The organism is Amycolatopsis aidingensis (assembly GCF_018885265.1).
GTDB classification, from domain to species: Bacteria; Actinomycetota; Actinomycetes; order Mycobacteriales; family Pseudonocardiaceae; genus Amycolatopsis; species Amycolatopsis aidingensis.
This window is the reverse complement of sequence record NZ_CP076538.1, coordinates 2,341,388-2,359,955: the sequence shown is the minus strand read 5'-3', so window position 1 is coordinate 2,359,955 and position 18,568 is coordinate 2,341,388. Positions and strand designations below refer to the sequence as shown.

Sequence of the window (18,568 nt, the reverse complement as noted above, 5' to 3'; positions counted from 1 at the left end):
CGAAGCGATCCGGAACCACCGGATGAGACACCGAGGAGATGGGAACGCCCATGGTCGATGCGGTCGCGACCGTACTGGCGATCATCGCCGTCATCGGAAGCGGGCTCGTCGCGGGTGTTTTCTACGCGGTCGCCGCCAGCGTCCTGCCCGCACTCATGAAACTACCGGCCGGGCGTTATGTGGAAATGCATCGTGAGCTCGGAAAGGGCTACCACCCGATGATGCCGTTGATCGTCAACGGGGCGATGTTCGCCGATATCGGCCTGATTTTTCTGGCGCCTGGGCAGGCCGCGCGGCTGCTTTTTCTCGCGGCGGCGGTGCTGCTGGTGGGCGTGCAGGGCGTTTCCCACCTGGCCAACGTACCGATCAACCGCAGGCTGGTGGCCGTCGATCCGAACGCGATTCCGGCAGGCTGGCGCGATCCCCGTCCGCAGTGGCGCGGCTGGCACCGGTTGCGTACCACGCTGGCCCTGCTTGCCGTCACCGTGAACGCCACCGCGAGCGCGGTGTCGGTATGAGTGCCGGTAAGGAGACGGTGACCTCCCCCGTCAAGGCCGGACCGGAGGGGGACCCGGCGACCGTGCCTGCCCACCCCCGGCTGGCCCTGTTCGCGGTGTTGCTGGCTTCGTTCATGACCTTCTTCGAGGTGAGCGTCGTCTACGTCGCCGTCCCTGATATCCAGCGCGACCTCGGCACCAGCTACGGCGCCGTGCAATGGGTGCTGGCGGGCTACACCCTGCCGTTCGCGCTGCTGCTGGTCACCGGCGGGCGGCTCGGTGATATCGCCGGACACCGCAGGGTCTTCCTCGGTGGGGTGGCGGCCTTCGTGGTCACCTCGACGGCCGCAGCCCTGGCCGGAAGCATCGAGCTGCTGGTCGCCGCGCGGGTGCTACAGGGCGTCGCGGCGGCGATCATGGGCCCGCAGGTGCTCGCGCTGTTCCGGGTAATGGTGCCCGCGCGGCGGCGCGAACCGGCACTCGCCCTGTACGCGGTGGTGGCCGGGCTGGCGACCGTCTGCGGTCCGATCCTCGGCGGCGTGCTCGTCCAGTCTGACCTGTTCGGCTGGGGCTGGCGGACAATCTTCCTGGTCAACCTGCCGGTGGGACTGCTGGCCAGCGCGATCGCCCTGTTCGCGGTGCCCGCCTCCCGCCCCAGCGGGCACACCCGGCTCGATCTCGCCGGGGTGCTGCTCGCCGCCGGTGCCCTGCTGCTGCTCCTGCACCCGCTGATGTACGGCAGGGAACTGGGCTGGCCGTGGTGGTGCTGGGTGTCGGTGGCCGCGTCGGTACCGGCGCTGGCCGCGTTCCTCGGCCTGGAACGGGGGCGGGAACGCCGGGGGCGGACCACCTTGATCCCGCTCGCCCTGTTCCGCAACCAGGTCTTCGCCGCAGGCCTGCTGATCAACTTCCTGGTCGCCGCGCTGCTGACCGGTTTCTTCCTGGTCTTCGCGGTGTTCCTGCAGAGCGGGCTCGACCTCTCCCCCATGCGCACCGGGACGACCATGACCCCCTGGGCCTTCGGGACGGCCGCAGCCTCCCTCGTCGCCATCAGGCTGACCAGGCGGTTCGGCCGGTATGCCCTGCTCGGTGCCGTGGCGTCGATGGTCGCGGGAATGGCCGTACTGCTGCTGGTCATCGGTGCCGGCTCCGGGGTGCGGCTGGACCAGGGCGCGACGGCGGCCGGGCTGGTGGCCTTCGGCGCAGGCATCGGCGTGGTCAGCACCTCGATCCTGAACATGACGGTCGCCGCGTTGCCGCCCGCCGAGGCCGGATCCGCCGCCGGGGTCTTCACCACGGTCCGCCAGGTCGGCTCGGCGTTCGGGGTGGCGGCGGGCGGGGCGCTGTTCTTCGGCCTCGTCGGTACGCCGGAGCTGGCGAGCCAGGCGCGGCACCTGGACGCCATGCGGCTCACCCTGCTGTTCGACCTCGCACTCTGCGCACTCATCGTCCTGCTGCTGTTCCGGCTGCCGCGCACGGCCACCAAGGAGGCATGATGACCCAAACCAGCGGCCCGGCCCTGCCCGTGGCACTGCTGTTTCCCGGCCAGGGTGCCCAGCATCCACGGATGGCGGCCGGGCTCTACGGACATTCCGCCGTGTTCACCGAACTGATGGACACCGCCTTCGAACTGCTCGGCCCGGAGGGAAACCGCCTGCGCACCGAGTGGCTTTCCGCCGAACCCTCCGGGTCGTTCGACGATGTGACCCGCGCCCAGCCGTTGCTGTACGCGGTCAACTGTGCCCTCGGCAGCCTGGTGCTCAGCTGGGGCGTGCGGCCGTGCGCGCTGCTGGGACACAGCGTCGGCGAGATGGCCGCCGCCACGCTGGCCGGGGTCTTCGACTTCACCGACGGGATCCGGCTGATGCGCGACCGCGTCGACACCATGGCGGACACCCCGCCCGGCGGGATGCTGGCGGTGGCGGCCTCGGCCGCCGACCTCGACCCGTTCCTCGGCGGGCAGGTCGCCCTCGCCGCGGTGAACGCGCCGAGGCAGACCATGCTCGCCGGGCCGGAAGGCGAGCTCGCGGAGGTGGAGCGTTCCTTACGCGCCAAGGACATCACCTGTCGCCGGGTCAAGGCGAAGCAGGGCTTCCACAGCCCGATGGTGGCGGCCGCCGCGGGGCGTTCCGAACCACACTGGCGAGCCACCGCCCTGCGTGCACCCCGGATCCCGGTGTACTCCGCGTACCGGCCCGGCCCGTTGCGGGCCGAGCAGGCAACCGACCCACTGTTCTGGACCACTCAGCCCGCCGATCCGGTCCTTTTCGGACCAGCGTTGGACCTGCTGCTCGAGGACAGGGACGCGCTGCTGCTCGAGGCCGGTCCTGGGCAAGGACTCAGCGCACTGACCAGGCGGCATCCCAAGGTCACCGCGGGGCACAGCTCGGCAGCCGCCCTGTTGCCCGCGCGGCTGCGGGACCCGTCCGGGCAGGCCGATCGCGAATCGGTACGGAAGGCGGTCCGGCGGCTCGGCGAAGAAGGCCACCAGATCCTGCCGCGGGACACCGGACTCCGCGGTTGAGCAACGGAAACGACAAAGGAGTGACATGCCCTACGCCGCGATCACCTATGACGTGCAGCCCGGATACGAGGACGAGATCGAGCAGATCTTCGCCGATTTCAAGCGGGTCAGCACCCCGGTCATCCGCAACGCCGAAGGAGAGGTCACCGGCAGGCTGCTTGGCAGCGCCGTGTTCATCAAGGACGACATCATGGTCCGGGTCATCCACTACGAGGGTTCGCTGGTGGATGTCGGCAGGCATATGGGGCAACAGCAGGGAGTACACGAGCTGGAGTCCAAGCTGGCCCCCTACCTGGCCAAGAAGCGCGACACGAAGACGCCGGAGGCCTTCCAGCAGCACTTCCGGAACTCGTTGATGCGCAGCATCGCCCAGCTGACCCCGGAGAACTACCCGGGGTCAGCCACCACGAGCGCCGGGTAACAACCGTCCATTCCCGACAGGAGGTCCGCCATGTCCGCGTCCGAGCTGTTCGAGGCGACCCTCAACTACGACGGCATGTTCGGCTTCGTACTGCTCGTGTTCCTCGCGATCGCGGGCTACAACGCCGGCAGGCTGGCGAGCAGGAACACCCGCCGTGGCATCGCCCGTGCGGCCCGGCGTGGGCTGGTGTACCTCGGGATCGCCGGTCTGTTCCTGCTCGGCAGGCTGGCCACCATCGGGATAATGGCGAGCTACGGCTGGGAGTTCGCCGCCGACCGGATCGTCATCTCGGTGCCGCTGCTGCTCCTGCCGTTCGGCGCGATACTGGTGCTCACGGTGCCGCGGCTGCTCCGGCTCGCCCGGATCAGGGAACCCGATCGCACGGCGAGGGTGGACGACTCGCTGCGGGACCGGGCGGCCGCACCGCGGCTGGTACTGCCGGTGCAGGCGGCGGCGCTCGGCGCGCTGCCCGCCTGCTACCTCGGTTACCTGCAACCGGTGACACCGCCGTTCGCGGACACCGCGGTGCTGACCCACCTCGGGTGGCTGGCCGGGACCGGCCTGCTGCTGTTGCGGCAGCGCCGCCGCCGGGCCCGGATCGAGGTGCCTGCCCGGCGCGGAACCGGGCAACGGGTACTGCGGGTGTCCGCCACCGCGATCGCCGCCTGCCTGCTGGTGTCCGGCTGGGTGGTGCGCTCGGCGGAGCAGAGCGTGCTGCCAGCCCAGCTGGACATGGCGGGCCAGCACGAACCGCCCGCAGGGCACGCCGCGGGACAACACGGTCTCGGCGCCGACACGGTGGACGTGGACAGCCTGACCGACCCCAGCAAGGGACCGCCCGACCGGCGGTTCACCCTCGTCGCGCAGAACTCCCGGATCGAGCTGAGCTCCGGCCGGGTCGTCGAGGGGAAGACCTTCAACGGCCAGGTTCCCGGTCCGCGGATCACCGTGCGCCGGGGCGAACTGGTCGAGGTGACCCTGCGCAACCGGCTGCGCGAGTCGAACGTCACCGTGCACTGGCACGGGCTGGACGTGCCCAACGCGATGGACGGGGTGCCCGGAGTCACCCAGGACGCGGTGCCGCCAGGGGGCGAGTTCGTCTACCGGTTCCGGGCCACCAACATCGGAACACACTGGTATCACTCGCATCAGCAGTCCTGGGAGTCGATCGCCAGCGGACTCTACGGCGCCTTCGTGATCGCTCCGCCACGGGGGCTGGATCCCGCGGTGCAGGACCTTTTCGTGCCGTTTCACTCCTGGCAGCTGGACGGCGGGCCACTGCGGGCGATCGGAACGGCCGACCGGCTGGACCGCCGCAGGGTCGAGCCCGGCACCCCGGTCCGGCTGCGCGTGCTGGACACCGACAGCCTGCCGCGGAAGTTCGTACTGGACGGCACCTCGTTCCGGGTCACCGCACTGGACGGGATGCCGGTGCACGAGCCGACGGAGCTGTCCGGCAGACGGCTCGAACTCGGCGGCGGCGGGCGGATCGACCTCGAGTTCATGATGCCGGACCATCCGGTCCGGCTGACCGACGTACTCGACCTCTCCGGTGGCCTGCTGCTCAGCCCGGACGGCTCGGGCGAGGTCACTCCGCGGCCGGACCAGCCCGACTTCGATCTCACCAGCTACGGCACACCCAAGGACACGCCATTCGGCCCGGAAAGTAATTTCGATCGCACGTTCACCCAGACCTTCGACAACAAGCCGGGGTTCTACAACGGCCAGTTCACCTTTCTGTGGACGGTGAACGGGGAGGTTTTCCCCGATATCCCTTCGATCGTGGCGGCGGAGGACGAGCTGATCAAGGTGCGATTCGTGAACCGCAGCCATTTCAGCCACCCGATGCACCTGCATGGGCACAAGGTCCTGGTGCTGAGCCGCAACGGGAAGCCGGTCTCCGGCAGCCCGGTCTGGCTGGACACGGTGAACGTGGACGTCGGCGAGACCTGGGAGATCGCGTTCCACGCGAACAACATCGGCCTGTGGATGGACCACTGCCACAACCTGCTGCACTCGAAGGTGGGCATGATGTTGCACCTGGTGTACGAGAACGTGACCTCCCGGTACCAGATCGGCTCGGCCACCCCGAACCATCCATCCTGACCTTTCCCGAACAAGCCTCCTCTTTCAGCCGCATTCGATCCGCGGCCGACACCTCGTTGGCAACGTGGTTGCCGACGCGCCAGAAACACACCCAACACGGTGAACGGAGAGACCAGTGGACCAAGGGTTGTCCGGAAAGCGCGTACTGGTGACCGGCGGAACCAGGGGTATCGGCCGCGCCACCGTACTCGCCTTCGCCAAGGCGGGGGCCACCGTCGTCACCTGCTACCGCGCCGACCACGAGCAGGCCGAGGAGACGGCCCGCGCGTTGAAGGAACTGAGCCAGGGCCATCAGGTCGTCCAGGCGGACGTCACCAAGGCAGGCGAGGCCGCCGCACTGGTCGAAGCCGCGCGCCCGGGCGGAGGCGAGGGCATCGACGTGCTGGTGAACAACGTCGGGGTGGACGGCTCCGCACCGCTGGGCGAGCTCGGCTCCGCCGAGTGGGACCGGGTGCTGGACAGCAGTGTGACGGCGGCCTACCTGGTGACCCGCGCCGCCCTTCCGGCGCTGTCCGACGGCGCCTCGGTGGTCAACATCGGGTCCTCGGTTGCCACCAGGGGCAGGCCGAACGCTGTGCACTACACCACGGCGAAGTCGGCGATGATCGGCTTCACCAGGGCGTTGTGCAAGGAGGTCGGCCCCCGTGGGATCCGGGTCAACCTGGTTTCTCCCGGGCTGACCGAGACCGAGCCGGGTGCCGGGCTGCCGCCCGAGGTCATGTCCCGCATCGTCGGGATGACCGCGCTCGGGCGGATCTGCCACCCCGAGGACGTTGCCGGCGCGGTGCTGTTCCTCGCCGGGGACACCTCGCGCTACGTCACCGGTGCCAACCTGACCGTCGACGGGGGAATCTGATGCCCGCGGCGCAGCGAGCGGTCGGCGTGCTCGGGCTCGGCGGCATGGGCGGCGGGATGGCCACCGCGCTGCTGCGCGCGGGCTTCCCGGTTACCGTCTACAACAGAACCGCCGCGAAGGCGGAGGCACTCGCCGGGGAGGGCGCCGGAGTCGCCGCCACGCCGGCCGAGGTGGCCGAATCGGCCGAGGTGCTGCTGGTCAGCCTCGCCGACGAGGAGGCAGTCGAGTCGGTACTGTTCCAGCAGCTGGACGGGGCGCTGGGCCGGGGGCAGCGGGTGCTGGACACCTCCACCGTGTCCCCCGAGTTCGCCCGCACCGCGGCGAAACGGATGGCGAGCCGCGGGGTGTCCCGGATCGAGGCATGTGTGGTGGGCAACCCGCGGATGGCGCAGGACGGCACGCTCAGGGTCTTCGTTTCCGGAGAACGGTCCGAAGTGGATGCGGTATCCGATGTGCTGGACGCCATCGGCGGGCAGACGCAGTTCCTCGGCGAGCCGGGTACCGCGAGCTCGCTGAAGCTGGCGTTCAACCTGCTGCTCGGCGTGCAGACGGTCGGCCTCACCGAGGCGGTGGGCCTGGCCGAGACCGCGGGGCTGGACCGTGGCCTGGTGCTGGACACCCTGCGGGACATGGCGTGGGGTTCCTTCGCACTCGGGTTCCGCGCGGAGTTCATGCGCAACCGCAGCTACCGGCCCGCGGGCTTCCGCAGCGCACTCATGCACAAGGACCTCCGGCTCGCGTGCCAGGAGGCCGGGTCCGCGGGGCTGGACCTTCCGGTGACGCAGCGGGCCGCGGAGCGATACGCGGCGATGCTGGCCGAGGGAACCGGGAACCTCGACGCGGCGGGGGTGCTCGACCACCCGCAGGCACCGCGGTCGGACTGACACATCGCGAAGAGCACGAAAAGGAGGAACCGGCATGTCGAGTCATGTGGACAACGAGGTGGTCATCGACGCACCGATGGAGCTCGTCTGGGAGATGACCAACGATATCGAGAACTGGCCGAACCTGTTCAGCGAGTACGCGGCCGCGGAGATCAAGGACCGCAGGGACGGGATGGTGATCTTCCGGCTCGCCCTGCATCCGGACGACAACGGCACGGTATGGGAGTGGGTTTCGGCCCGGATCCCGGACGAGGAAGCCAGGACCGTCCGCGCGTACCGGCTGGAGACCGGGCCGTTCAAGTACATGTGGATCTTCTGGGAGTACCTGCCGACCGAGGACGGCAGGGTGCGGATGCGCTGGGTGCAGGACTTCGAGATGAAGCCCGGCCTTCCGGTCGACGACGCCGGTATGCGCGAACGCATCGACCGCAACACCAAGACCCAGATGGGCCTGATCAAGGACAGGATCGAGGCGGCTGCGAACTCCGCGGCGACCGTCTCCTGAGCGGGCGGCCAGGGGAGGTTCCGGATGTCCACTGTGCTCATACCGGTCGTGCTGCTCGCCAGCGGGCTGGCCGCCGGGGTGCTGCTGGCGACCCAGCTGGGCGGGTGGCCGTTGCTGCGCGGCCTGCCCGCCGCGGACTACGTGCGGGCACACGCCTTCTTCTCCACCCGTTACGACCCGTGGATGCCGATCTGCCTGGTAACCACGTTCCTCGGTGACCTCGTACTGGCCTTGAGCACAGGAAACGGCGTGGCGCGCGTGTTCTTCGCGGCGGCCGCGCTGCTCGCGGTCTGCACGGGGGTGATCTCGGTGCTGAAGAACGTCCCGGTGAACCGCTGGGTTCGCACCTTGGACCCGGACAGCCTCCCTCGGGACTTCCACCGGATCGACCCCCGTACCGGCTGGGGCAGCTGGAACCGGCGGCGCAGCGTGCTGGGGATCCTCGCGTTCGGGCTGAACTGCGCGGGCCTCGGTGTGCTGCTGTGAAGCGGCAACGACAACAACACGCACAAGCACAAAGGACGGAAACCATGGACCTTGGCCTGCAAGGAAAGAAGGCGCTCGTCACCGGCGGTACCCGTGGCGTCGGCCGCGGCATGGTGCTGGGGCTGGCCAGGCACGGCGTCGACGTGACCACCTGCTGCCGGAAGGAGAACGAGTCGGCGGCCTCGCTCGAGCGCGAGCTGAAGTCGATCGGCGGCGACCACCACGTGCTCCGCGCCGATGTCACCGACCCCGACCAGGTCACCGAGCTGCTCGCGCACTGCCGCGAGCGCTACGGCCGGCTGGATGTGGTGGTGAACAACGCAGGCACCATCAGCCACGTGCCCTACCAGGAGCTGGCGCTCGAGGAGTGGAACCGCATCGTGGCCAGCAACCTGACCTCGGCGCATCTGGTCATCCAGCATGCGCTGCCGCTGCTGCGCCCGGGCAGCTCGGTGATCAGCGTCGGTTCCCGTTCGGTCGAGGCCGGGGTCGTCCGGCGCGCGCACTACACCGCGACCAAGGCCGCGCTGCTGGGCCTGAACCGTTCGCTGGCAAGGGAGTTCGGCCCCAGCGGCATCCGGTTCAACGTGCTGCGGCTCGGGGTGATCGAGACCGAGACCCTGCGCGAGCTCCCGGAGGACCGGCGCGCGGAGATCCAGGACCTCTACAGCAAGAAGAGCGCGCTGGGCCGGATCGGGCAGCCGGAGGAGGCGGCGGGCGCCGTGCTGTGGCTGGCCAGCGACCTGTCCCGGTTCGTCACCGGCGGCGTCATCCCGGTCGATGGGGGGATGTCCTGATGAGTCTGCCCGTCGGCGGTGTGCGCGTCCTGATCTACAACTCCACCCCGGACCTGTCCGGGATCGAGTCCGCGTACCACCGGGTGAGCGAGGCGCTGCTCGGCACCCCCGGCCTGCTCGGCAACGAACTGCTCCGTTCGCTGCACGATCCGGCCGGGTTCGTCATCGCGAGTTCCTGGGAAAGCGTTGAGGCTTTCCGGGAATGGGAACGCGGTGCCGACCATCGCACTGTCACCGCACCACTGCGCCGGTTCCGGGACACCAGCGTGCCGCGTCCGTTCGGCGTCTACCAGGTGAGTGCGGCCTATCACGAGCACGGCAGCCTGCCGGATCCGGTCACCGGGTGGTGAACCGGCGGTGAGCGAACCGGGTTCGCAGGAACAGGAACGGCTCCGGGAACGCTGGCGGATCGTCCTCGGCGCACTGCTCGAGGGACTCGCCAGCCTCGGGGCCTCCCAGGCCGGGTGCGTGCTGCCCGCGCACACCTTCAGCGCGACCCCTCCCGGCCGGGATTCAGAAACCGAAGCCGAGTGACCCGGCTCCGGAATCGAAGGCACCCTACGGTCCACAGTGGTCAGCTTCCGGCTGACGAGGTCGCGTTCAGCGCCCTCGTCAGCCGGGACCGCGCGGCGAGGAAACCCAGCCCGGTGACCGTGGCGACGGTGCCGAGCCCCAGGTAGTAGACCGGCTCCGGGAACACCTCCGCCAGTCGCACCACCCCGGCACCGAGCCCGCCGCCGAGCGCGGCGAACAGCCAGTACGTTCCCATCATCCGGCCGAGGAACTGGGCGGGAAGCAGCTCGGCCACCGCGGCGATGGAGACCGCCGCGATGATGACCTCCCCGCAGGCGTGTCCGAAGTAGACCAGGAACAGCCAGAGCGGGGACACCAGCGTGCCGTCGGCTGCGAGGAAGGCGGCAAGGCACATCGCCAGGAAGCTACCCCCTGCCAGGCACAGGCCGATGGCGAACTTCACCGGCACGTTGTTGCGCGTCCCCACCCGTGGCAGCAGCCAGGCCAGCACCGGCGCGAGCACCAGGATGAAGGTGGGCGTCGCCGACTGCATCCAGCTCGCCGGGATCCGGAAGCCCAGCACGTCCCGGTCGACGTGGTCGCGGGCGAACAGGTTCAGCAGGGAGGCGGCGTGCGCGATGATCATCCAGAACAGGGTGGAGCCAAGCAGTACCGCGAGAAACGCCCGCAGCCTGCGCCGGTCCGCGGCGTTCAGCCCGGGGTCGCGGTAGACCAGCAGGTAGCCGAACACCGGGACGATCACGGTGCAGCCGCCGACCAGCGCGATCGCCACGGTGGGATCGAGCACCCCACCGAGTGCCATTCCCACCAGCAGCGCGGCGAGCGCGGCCAGCGCCGTCCCGGTGCGGCGCAGGACCAGCCGTCGCTCGGCCGGGGCAAGCGGACGTGCCGCGACAGCGCCGGTGTCCCCGAACTGCCGCCAGGCCACCCGCAGGCGCAGCGCCGCGAGCAGGGCGGCGAGTGCGGCCACCGCGAACGCGAGCGGCCAGCTGACCCGCTCCCCGAGGTAACCCGCGGCCAGCGGGGCGAGCAGCGCGGAAATCTGTGCGGCGACGTACATCAGCGAGATGCCCGATTCCCGGCCCGTACTGCCGGTGTACATCAGGTTGTACAACGCCTGGAGGTTCGGCTTGAACAGGCCACCACCGACGGCCAGTACGCACAGCGCGACCGCGGTCACCCAGCCCTGCGGGATCCCGAGGCCCAGGTAGCCCAGCGTCATCAGCGCGCACCCCGCCTGCAGGGCGGGCCGGTGCCCGAGCAGCCGGTCCCCGATCCAGCCGCCGGCAAGGGAGAGCATGAACATGGCGGCGATCCAGGCGCCGAACAGGGAGGCGGCGTCCGCCGCGGCGAGGCCGAGCCCGCCCGCCTCCCTCGGCGCGGCCGCGTAGAGCACCAGGATCGCCTGCATCCCGTAGAAACCGAAGCGCTCCAGCGCGTCCGCCACGAAGATCGTGCGGTACCAGCGCGGCATGGAGCGCAGGGTGATGGGCTGGTCGTGGCGCGGGTACCAGGGCCGGGTGGTCTCCTGCTCCGTGGGTGGCTGTGTCATCCGCCTGTCCCCTCGCTTCCTGCCGGGCTGGTTGCGGGTACGCAGCAGTGGTACCGAGGACGGCTCGAGGAACCCTGACGTCCGAAGCAGGAGGCAGCGGGGCCACGGGTGTTATGCCCGGTTGGGATGACCATGGCCGGGGCCCGTCATGCAAGATCATCGCCATCGGGATGTCCGCCTCCGGCGACGAGGCCGGGGGAACCCTGCACGAGGAACACGGCGATGTCCACACCAGCAACATCCACCACAACATCCACCTCCGGCCCGGCCGAACCCACCGGACGCACCCTGGCGATCCTGCGCGCCGTCGCGGCCGGGCGGGTCCAGCTCACCCGGGGCAGCGAGCCCGACCTGTTCGTGGACGGCATGGCCTGCTGCGACCAGTTCAGCGCGCACCTGCTCGTCCACAAGGGCCTGATTGCGCCCGCCCCCTGGCCGGAGGCCGCGGCGTCCATGGTTCCCGCCGTGCTGACCGAGGCCGGTTCCGCCGTGCTCACCGCCGCGCGCCGGGCGGCCTGACCCCTCAGCTTGGCTCGGGCCCGACGAGGTATCGCTGAACCGTCGGGCCCAGCCAGCCCACCATCGTCTCCCGGTCCATCGCCGCCACCGGCGGCAGTTCCAGCACGTAACGGCACAACGCCATGCCGAGTACCTGCGTGGCGGCCAGCCCCGCCCGGCGGGCGAGCAGCTCCGCCGGGATGTCCGCCGGATGCAGCGCCGCGATCGCCGGGATCAGCTGCCCCGCGAAGATGACCCGCATGCGCTCGGCCGCGGCGGCGTTGGTGGCTCCGGTGCGCAGCAGCAGCTGCAGGGACTCGTCGTCGTCCCACCGGTCGGTGAAGTGGGCCACCAGCGCCTCGCCGACCCGCTCGCGCGGCATGGCGGCGAGGTCCGGCAGCCGCAGGTCGAACTCGGCCGCCGCGGCGAACAGCCGCTCCTTGTTCCCGTAGTACCGCATCACCATCGATGGGTCGATGCCAGCGTCCGCGGCGATCGCCCGGATGGTCGCCCGGTCGTACCCGTCCGCGGCGAACCGTTCCCGCGCCGCGGCGAGGATCGCCGATCTGGTCCGGTCCGAACGCCTGGCTCCCGCACTCATGCCAACAACTGTAGGCCAACACTTGTTGACTTTCCAGTCCGGCCGTGGCTACCTTGGTCAACAGCTGTTGGCAAACACTTGTTGACCAGGAGGCGGTCATGTTCCCCACCCGCACGGACGTTCTCATCGCCGGCGCCGGACCGGTCGGCCTCGCCACCGCGGCCCACCTGCGCGGCCAGGGCTACTCCGTCACCGTCGTGGACCAGCAGGCCGAGGGCGTGAACACCTCACGGGCCGCGGTGGTGCACCCGCGCACGATGGAGGCGCTGGACGAGATCGGGGTGACCGGACGGCTGTCCGCGCTCTCCCTGCACTCGCACGGGTTCACCATCCGCGACCGGGACCGGGTGCTGGTCCCGCTGCGCTTCGACGGCGTGCCGAGCCGGTACCGGAACCTGTTCATGGTTCCGCAGTCGGACACCGAGCGGGTACTGCTGGAGCGGCTGCTGGAACTGGGCGGCACGGTGCTGCGCCCGCATACCGTGACCGGCATGGTCCAGGACGGGACCGGGGTGACCGTGACAGTGGACGACCGGCACCACATCCGCGCCCGCTACCTGGTCGGGGCGGACGGGATGCACAGCACGGTGCGCGAGCTGGCCGGGATCGGGTTCGGCGAGGACCACGGCGGGGAGACCTTCACCCTCGCCGATGTGCGCGCCACCGGGGTGCTACCCGCGGACGAGGTGGTGCTGTTCTTCTCCACCGGCGGGATGGTGGTCTCGGCTCCCCTCCCGGACGGGACCTTCCGGATCGTGGCCGAGGTCGCCGACCCACCGGAGGAGCCGGACGCGGCCTACATCCAGGACCTGCTGGACCGGCGCGGCCCCGCGGGCGGGGTGCGGGTCGAGGAGGTGGTGTGGGGTTCCCGGTTCCGGGTGCACCACCGGATCGCCGACCGGTTCCGCGCCGGGCGGGTGCTGCTGGCAGGCGATGCCGCGCATGTGCACAGCCCCGCGGGTGGGCAGGGCATGAACCTGGGCCTACGGGACGCGATCGCGCTGGGCACGGCCCTCGGCGCGGTGCTTGGCGGCGCGCCGGAGGACCGGCTGGACCGCTACGCCGCCACCCAGCGGCCGCTGGCCCGCACGGTGGTCCGGTTCGCGCGAGTGCTCACCACCCTGGCCACGGCGGGCCCGCGGGTGCGGCCGCTGCGCAACGCCCTGCTCCGGCTGCTCGCGCAACTACCGGCCTTCCGGAACCGGCTGGCCAAGCGGCTGGCCGGGCTCAGCGACCGGTGACCCGCCCCGCAGGGCGGCCGCGGGGCAGCCGCAGCAGCAGCACGATCCCGGCGGCCCACCAGAGGCCGACGATGATCCACTCCGACGGCCAGGTCAGTGCCGCCGGCATCCCTGGAAGGAACAGCACCGCCGTGCCGAGGCTGAGCACCGCGGCGAGGGTGCCCGCGGTCCGGCCGTACCGCAGCCGGAAGGGCCGCGACAGCTCCGGCTCCCTGCGGCGCAGCACCAGGAATGTCACCGCGACCAGCAGGTAGGCCACGATGATGCTGAGGCTCCCCGCGTCCACCAGCCACACCAGCATCTGCCTGCCGAACAGCGGCGCGAGCGCGGAGAGCAGGCCGATGAACAGCACGGCGTTGGCCGGGGTGCCGAACCGCGGATGCACCCTGGCGAACCACCTCGGCAGCATCCCGGAGTCGGCCATCGCGAAGACCAGCCTGCTGGCGCCCAGCAGAAAACCGTTCCAGCTGGTGAGGATGCCCGCGATACCGCCGACCACCAGCACCGTGCCCATCGCCTCGCTGCCCCACAGCGCCGCCATGGCGTCGGCGGTGGGCAGCTCCGCCCCGGCCACCTCCGCCCGGCCGAGGCCGGAGCCGACGGTGAGCATGATCAGCACGTACCAGGTGGTCGCCAGCGCCACCGAGACCAGCAGCAACCTGCCGATCCGGCGCGGCGGCAGGTTGATCTCGCCTGCCGACTGCGGGATGACGTCGAAGCCGACGAACAGGAACGGCGTGGCGACCAGCACCACCAGCACACCCGCGGCGCCGTCGGCGAACAGCGGTTCCAGGTTCGCCGCCGAGCCGCCGAGCAGGGAGCCGGTGGCCAGCAGCACGCCAACCACCGCGAGGAAGAGCACGGCGGCGGTCTGGAATACCGCCGCCGGGCGGACGCCGACGTAGTTCAACGCGGTGACCACCAGAGCGGCGCCGACACCCACCGCGGCCCAGGTGGCGTAGACGTCGTAGCCCGCGACCGACCACAGCCTGCCCGCTGGTAGTTCGGGGACCAGGTAGAGCAGGGTCTGCGGCAGGGCGACCGCCTCGAAGGCGACCACCGAGACGTACCCGAGCACCAGGGTCCACGAGGTGATGAAGGCCGGCCGGGTACCAAGCGCGCGCAGCACGTAGTTGTGTTCCCCGCCGGCATGCGGCATGGCGGACACCAGCTCGGCGTAGGTCAGCCCGACCAGCCCGACGACCACCCCACCGGCGACGAAGGCCAGCGCGGCGCCGAAGCTGCCGGCGTCCTCGAGGAAACCACCGGTCAGCACGATCCAGCCGAAGCCGATCATCGCGCCGAAGGCGATCGCGAGGACGTCGAACCTGCCGAGCACCCTGGCGAAACCATCGTGCTGCGTCATCGCTGCCCCTTCCGCGGACGAGTGATCAGCAGAGCTTCGGCGGCTGCACCGGCGGTCGTCAAGATCCTTTTCCGGTGGGCGGATTGTGGCAGGATCGCCGGGATGGATGCCGAGACGCGGGTGTACCTACGGCGGGGTGGGCAGGACACCGGACCGGTGCTGGTGCTGCTGCACGGATTGGGCGCCACCGGGGAGGTGTGGCAGGGCCTCACCGGCGAGCTGGCCGACCGCTGGCCGGGTGGCTGGCTCGTTCCGGACCTGCCGGGCCACGGCCGCTCGGCGCCCGCTCCGCACTACTCCTTCGGGCGGCTGGCCGCCGAGGTGGCGGGGACCCTGCCCGCGGAACGCGAGCTGGTGGTGCTCGGGCACTCGCTCGGCGGGGTGCTCGGGCTGGCGCTGGCCAGCGGCTGGTTCGGCGTCCCGGTGGCCGGGGTGTGCGCACTCGGGGTCAAGGTCCGCTGGTCGGAGGAGGAACTGTCCAGGGCGGCCGGGCTGGCGCGGAAACCGAACCGGGTCTTCCCATCCCGGCAGGAGGCCGCCGAGCGGGCGCTGAAGGTCGCCGGGCTCACCGGGCTGTGGCAGCCCGGCTCCCCGGCACTGGAGCCGGGCATCGAGCGGGTGGCCGAGGGGTGGCGGTTGACCATGGACCCGGCCGCGTTCGGCGTCGGCGCCCCGGACCTGCCCGGCCTGCTCGCCGCCTGCCGCGCCAGGGTCCTGCTGGCCGCGGGTGAGCACGACCCGATGTGCCCGGCCGAGCACCTCAGCCCGCTGGACGCCGAGTCGACCGTGCTGCCCGGCCTTGGCCACAACGCCCACGTCGAGGCCCCGCAAGCCCTCCTCCCCCTGCTGGACCGGCTGCGCTGAACCGCCCGCTGAACGGCCACGTCAGGTGCAGCAGCTCGCCAGCGCGGTGATGGCGGATTCGAGCTGGGCGTCGGAAAGGTAGGGGGCGGGGCCGAGGCGGAGGTACTCGCCGCGGCTGTCGGTGGACACCCCGCGCTCGGCAAGCGCCTGGCGTAGTCCCGCCGCGTCCCGGCAGCGCAGGGCCAGGAATCCGGCGAACTCGGTGAGCGGCACGCTGCGGTCCCTGGTGATCACCGGCTCCGGCAGGTCCAGCCGGTCGAACCGGTCGGCGAGCAGGCCGAGCTGATGCTGCGCCACGGTGCGCAGGAACTCCGGAGTGAGCCCACGCTCGGCACGGAACCGCAGCACCCGCGCGGCCCGGTAGTGGCTGGTCGGGTCGTAGGTCGCCCCGGCGAACCGGTCCCCGCCGCGGGCGTAGGCCACCCGGTCCGGGTCGGGCTCCTCGGCCAGGGTGCCGAACTCGGCGAACCAGCCGGTGATCACCGGGCGCAGCCGCTCGGCATGCGGGGGCAGTCGCAGGAAGCAGTTGCCCTCCCCCAGCTGCAGGTACTTGTACCCGCCACCGAGCACCCAGGCAGCGTCGAGCCCGAGTTCCCGCAGCGGCAGCGGCAGCACGCCGAGCGCGTGGTAGGCGTCCACCACCAGCTCGGCCCCGCGTGCCTCGCAGGCCATCGCCACCGCGTCAAGGCCCGGCACGATCCGGGCGGTCTCGAACAGCACCGCCGACACCAGCACCGCGGCGGTGCGCTCGTCCACCGCGGCGGCGACCCGCTCGGCAAGCGTGCCCACCGGTGCCGCCGGCACCCGCACCACCTCGACGCCCTCCTCGGCCAGCCGGGCCAGCTGCCTGCGCGCGGAGTGGAACTCCCCGTCCGTGGTCACCAGCCGCGGCCGCCGCCGGAGGTCCACACTGGACAGAAAGCGGACCAGCAGCTCATGGGTGTTGGCGCCGAGGGCGATCTCGCCGTCATCGGCCAGCAGCGCCCGCACCCCGGCGCGCACCTCCTCGGCCATCCGGGATGCGGCGGCCCACTTGGCATCCACCTCCCCGGCCGCGTCCTCGAAGGCGGCCAGCTGGCCCTCCCTGGCGACATCCGGCCACGCCTGGTGCGAGTGCCCGGTCAGCAGCAGGCGCTCGCCGACCCGGAACCGCGAGTAGTCCGCGGCGAGCGCGTTCGGCGTGCGGCGCAACGAATCCAGGTTCACAGTTTGCTCCGTACCGCCCACAGGTCGGGAAACGCGGGCGTGAACAGGGTAGTGCGCAGATAGCCCGCACCGGAGGAACCGCCGGTCCCCGCCTTGTCCCCGATCGTGCGCCGCACCATCTGCACGTGCCGGTACCGCCATTCCTGCAGGCCCTCGTCCAGGTCCACCAGCTGCTCGCACAGCAGCGCCGGCCCGGCATCATCGGCGTACACCCGCAGCAGGGTCGCCTGTAGCTCTTCGGATGGCTCCACCGGCTGCCGGACATCGGTCCGTTCGGTCACCGGGTAGCCGCACACCCGCAGGTAGCCGCGGAAGGAGTCGTAGAGCGAAGGCCGGGACATCGCGTCGGCGATCCGCTGCCTGGCCGCGCTGCCCTCCGGGTAGTGCCGGAACACCCGCTCGTCCCGCCTGCCGAGCACCGCCTCCAGCTCCCGGAACTGGGCGGACTCGAACCCGCTTGCCGCGTCCAGCCTGGCCCGGAACCCGGCGAACTGGCTCGGCGTCATGGTCTCCAGCACGTCGATCTGCGCCACCACGACCTTCAGCACGGTCAGCACCCGGCGCAGGCCGCGGGAGGCGTGCGCGGTGTCCCCAGCCGCCAGCCGATCCTGCACGTAGCCCAGTTCGTGCAGGATCTGCTTGAACCACAGCTCGTACACCTGGTGGATCACGATGAACAGCAGCTCGTCGTGCTCGTCCGAACGCGGTCGCTGGGCCGCAAGCACCTCGTCCAGCGCGAGGTAGGACGTGTAGGTCAGTGCGGCGTTCTGGTCGTTCACGGGGTAACCACCTCGTCGAAGTGTCGTCCGGCGGCCTCGGCCAGCGCCGGGTAGAGATCGTGGAACAGCGCCACCGCGTCGGCCCGCCGCCGGGGCGGTGGCACCAGTGCCGCGGGCAGCTCTGGGTCGAGCATCGGAAACCGGCGGAAGGCGTGCACCAGCCGGGTACGCACGGCGAACGCGGTGGCATCGTCCAGCCGGGCGTTCTGGTATCGCTCGAACTCCGCGACAAAGGCGGCATAACGCTCGGCCAGTGCCTCCAGGTCCCAGGCACGGGCCGCGAACACCCGCACATCCACCGGCGCGGGCGGCCTGCCGACCAGCAGCCCGGCGTGCGCCCGCACGTCCAGTTCGGCCAGCAGCTCGGCGACCTCCCGCTCGCGGTCGTGCGGCGCCAGCCAGGTGCCGTCGCCGACCGGGCCGAAACCGAGGAAACGCAACCGGCGCACCAGCCGCGCCCTTGCCAGCTTGCGGTCCTCGGGGACGCTGTGCCACAGCAGGGTCCACGGCCCGTCCGGCGAGCGCCGCCGGCCGAAGGAGAAGATCCGCTCGTCGCCGTCGGCCAGGATGTCCAGCGTGCGCCGGGACGGCGTGTAGTGCACCCGCCTGCCGTCGCGGTGCCGCTCCAGCAGGTCCCGCTGGGCCATCCTGGTCAGCGCCACCCGCGCCGCCCCCGCGGAGAAGCCGAGTTCGGCCAGCAGCGCGACCAGGCCGCCCGCCCATACCGACCGGTATCGCCGCGGCCGCAGGTAGCTGCCGAGCAGGGTCATCACCAGCTCCTGTGGCGCCTGCTCGGGTCCGGCCTCACCACTCACGCCCCAACTCTATACACCTCACCGGACTGAGGTGTA

General features: G+C 71.0%; 21 protein-coding genes. 15 read left to right on the top strand and 6 right to left on the bottom strand.

The window, feature by feature from the left end; translation table 11 throughout:
• Positions 1-50 precede the first annotated feature (50 nt).
• The 12 genes from KOI47_RS11255 to KOI47_RS11200 all read left to right on the top strand — a co-directional run bounded on the left by KOI47_RS11255 (position 51) and on the right by KOI47_RS11200 (position 9,610).
• Positions 51-518, top strand: coding sequence for an anthrone oxygenase family protein (locus tag KOI47_RS11255; RefSeq protein ID WP_216215925.1), 468 nt, complete (start codon positions 51-53; stop codon positions 516-518).
• Entirely contained in the window at positions 515-1,993 is a 1,479-nt protein-coding gene (locus KOI47_RS11250) for an MFS transporter (protein WP_216215924.1), read from the top strand. Before KOI47_RS11255 ends, KOI47_RS11250 begins: the two co-directional genes overlap by 4 nt.
• The gene (locus KOI47_RS11245) at positions 1,993-3,021 is read left to right on the top strand and encodes an acyltransferase domain-containing protein (RefSeq protein ID WP_232376682.1); all 1,029 of its coding nucleotides are present in this window, start codon (positions 1,993-1,995) and stop codon (positions 3,019-3,021) included. The genes KOI47_RS11250 and KOI47_RS11245 overlap by 1 nt, the downstream gene beginning before the upstream one ends.
• A 25-nt stretch (positions 3,022-3,046) precedes the next feature.
• On the top strand, positions 3,047-3,442 hold the full coding sequence (locus KOI47_RS11240; RefSeq protein WP_216215922.1) for a SchA/CurD-like domain-containing protein: 396 nt from the start codon (positions 3,047-3,049) through the stop codon (positions 3,440-3,442).
• Between the two features lie 30 nt (positions 3,443-3,472).
• Positions 3,473-5,548: a multicopper oxidase family protein gene (locus KOI47_RS11235; protein ID WP_216215921.1), complete on the top strand. Its 2,076-nt coding sequence runs from the start codon at positions 3,473-3,475 to the stop codon at positions 5,546-5,548.
• A gap of 115 nt (positions 5,549-5,663) precedes the next feature.
• Positions 5,664-6,404, top strand: coding sequence for an SDR family NAD(P)-dependent oxidoreductase (locus KOI47_RS11230; protein WP_216215920.1), 741 nt, complete (start codon positions 5,664-5,666; stop codon positions 6,402-6,404).
• Positions 6,404-7,288 carry an NAD(P)-dependent oxidoreductase gene (locus KOI47_RS11225; RefSeq protein ID WP_216215919.1) on the top strand — a complete coding sequence of 295 codons (885 nt, stop codon included), beginning with the start codon at positions 6,404-6,406 and terminating at the stop codon, positions 7,286-7,288. Before KOI47_RS11230 ends, KOI47_RS11225 begins: the two co-directional genes overlap by 1 nt.
• A 34-nt stretch (positions 7,289-7,322) precedes the next feature.
• A complete protein-coding gene (locus KOI47_RS11220; protein ID WP_216215918.1) occupies positions 7,323-7,793 on the top strand; it encodes an SRPBCC family protein in 471 nt (156 codons plus the stop codon).
• Between the two features lie 24 nt (positions 7,794-7,817).
• The gene (locus tag KOI47_RS11215; protein ID WP_216215917.1) at positions 7,818-8,279 is read left to right on the top strand and encodes an anthrone oxygenase family protein; all 462 of its coding nucleotides are present in this window, start codon (positions 7,818-7,820) and stop codon (positions 8,277-8,279) included.
• A 44-nt stretch (positions 8,280-8,323) separates the two neighbouring features.
• Entirely contained in the window at positions 8,324-9,076 is a 753-nt protein-coding gene (locus KOI47_RS11210) for an SDR family NAD(P)-dependent oxidoreductase (RefSeq protein WP_216215916.1), read from the top strand.
• Entirely contained in the window at positions 9,076-9,426 is a 351-nt protein-coding gene (locus tag KOI47_RS11205) for an antibiotic biosynthesis monooxygenase family protein (RefSeq protein WP_216215915.1), read from the top strand. Before KOI47_RS11210 ends, KOI47_RS11205 begins: the two co-directional genes overlap by 1 nt.
• A gap of 7 nt (positions 9,427-9,433) precedes the next feature.
• Positions 9,434-9,610, top strand: a complete 177-nt coding sequence (locus KOI47_RS11200) for a hypothetical protein (RefSeq protein WP_216215914.1) — start codon at positions 9,434-9,436, stop codon at positions 9,608-9,610.
• Between the two features lie 40 nt (positions 9,611-9,650).
• Here the strand turns inward: KOI47_RS11200 and KOI47_RS11195 are convergent, their stop codons facing one another.
• Positions 9,651-11,162, bottom strand: coding sequence for a peptide MFS transporter (locus KOI47_RS11195; RefSeq protein WP_216215913.1), 1,512 nt, complete (start codon positions 11,160-11,162; stop codon positions 9,651-9,653).
• 222 nt (positions 11,163-11,384) lie between these two features.
• Between KOI47_RS11195 and KOI47_RS11190 the strand changes: the two genes are divergently transcribed.
• Complete coding sequence (locus KOI47_RS11190) at positions 11,385-11,681, top strand: hypothetical protein (protein WP_216215912.1); 297 nt, start codon at positions 11,385-11,387, stop codon at positions 11,679-11,681.
• A gap of 4 nt (positions 11,682-11,685) precedes the next feature.
• On the opposite strand, the gene KOI47_RS11185 is transcribed toward KOI47_RS11190, so the two are convergent.
• Positions 11,686-12,261: a TetR/AcrR family transcriptional regulator gene (locus KOI47_RS11185; protein WP_216215911.1), complete on the bottom strand. Its 576-nt coding sequence runs from the start codon at positions 12,259-12,261 to the stop codon at positions 11,686-11,688.
• Positions 12,262-12,359: 98 nt separating this feature from the next.
• On the opposite strand from KOI47_RS11185, the gene KOI47_RS11180 reads away from it, so the two are divergent.
• A complete protein-coding gene (locus KOI47_RS11180) occupies positions 12,360-13,502 on the top strand; it encodes an FAD-dependent oxidoreductase (RefSeq protein WP_216215910.1) in 1,143 nt (380 codons plus the stop codon).
• Here KOI47_RS11180 and KOI47_RS11175 read toward each other — a convergent pair.
• Positions 13,489-14,868 carry an APC family permease gene (locus KOI47_RS11175; protein ID WP_216215909.1) on the bottom strand — a complete coding sequence of 460 codons (1,380 nt, stop codon included), beginning with the start codon at positions 14,866-14,868 and terminating at the stop codon, positions 13,489-13,491. The genes KOI47_RS11180 and KOI47_RS11175 overlap by 14 nt on opposite strands.
• A 102-nt stretch (positions 14,869-14,970) precedes the next feature.
• On the opposite strand from KOI47_RS11175, the gene KOI47_RS11170 reads away from it, so the two are divergent.
• A complete protein-coding gene (locus KOI47_RS11170) occupies positions 14,971-15,732 on the top strand; it encodes an alpha/beta fold hydrolase (protein ID WP_216215908.1) in 762 nt (253 codons plus the stop codon).
• A gap of 21 nt (positions 15,733-15,753) precedes the next feature.
• On the opposite strand, the gene KOI47_RS11165 is transcribed toward KOI47_RS11170, so the two are convergent.
• Genes KOI47_RS11165 through KOI47_RS11155 form a run of 3 tightly spaced genes read right to left on the bottom strand, consistent with a single transcriptional unit; the run spans position 15,754 to position 18,487 of the window.
• The gene (locus KOI47_RS11165; RefSeq protein WP_216215907.1) at positions 15,754-16,938 is read right to left on the bottom strand and encodes an aminotransferase class V-fold PLP-dependent enzyme; all 1,185 of its coding nucleotides are present in this window, start codon (positions 16,936-16,938) and stop codon (positions 15,754-15,756) included.
• Entirely contained in the window at positions 16,935-17,717 is a 783-nt protein-coding gene (locus tag KOI47_RS11160) for a tryptophan 2,3-dioxygenase (RefSeq protein WP_216215906.1), read from the bottom strand. Before KOI47_RS11160 ends, KOI47_RS11165 begins: the two co-directional genes overlap by 4 nt.
• The gene (locus KOI47_RS11155; RefSeq protein ID WP_216217237.1) at positions 17,714-18,487 is read right to left on the bottom strand and encodes a PaaX family transcriptional regulator; all 774 of its coding nucleotides are present in this window, start codon (positions 18,485-18,487) and stop codon (positions 17,714-17,716) included. The genes KOI47_RS11160 and KOI47_RS11155 overlap by 4 nt, the downstream gene beginning before the upstream one ends.
• Positions 18,488-18,568: the final 81 nt, after the last annotated feature.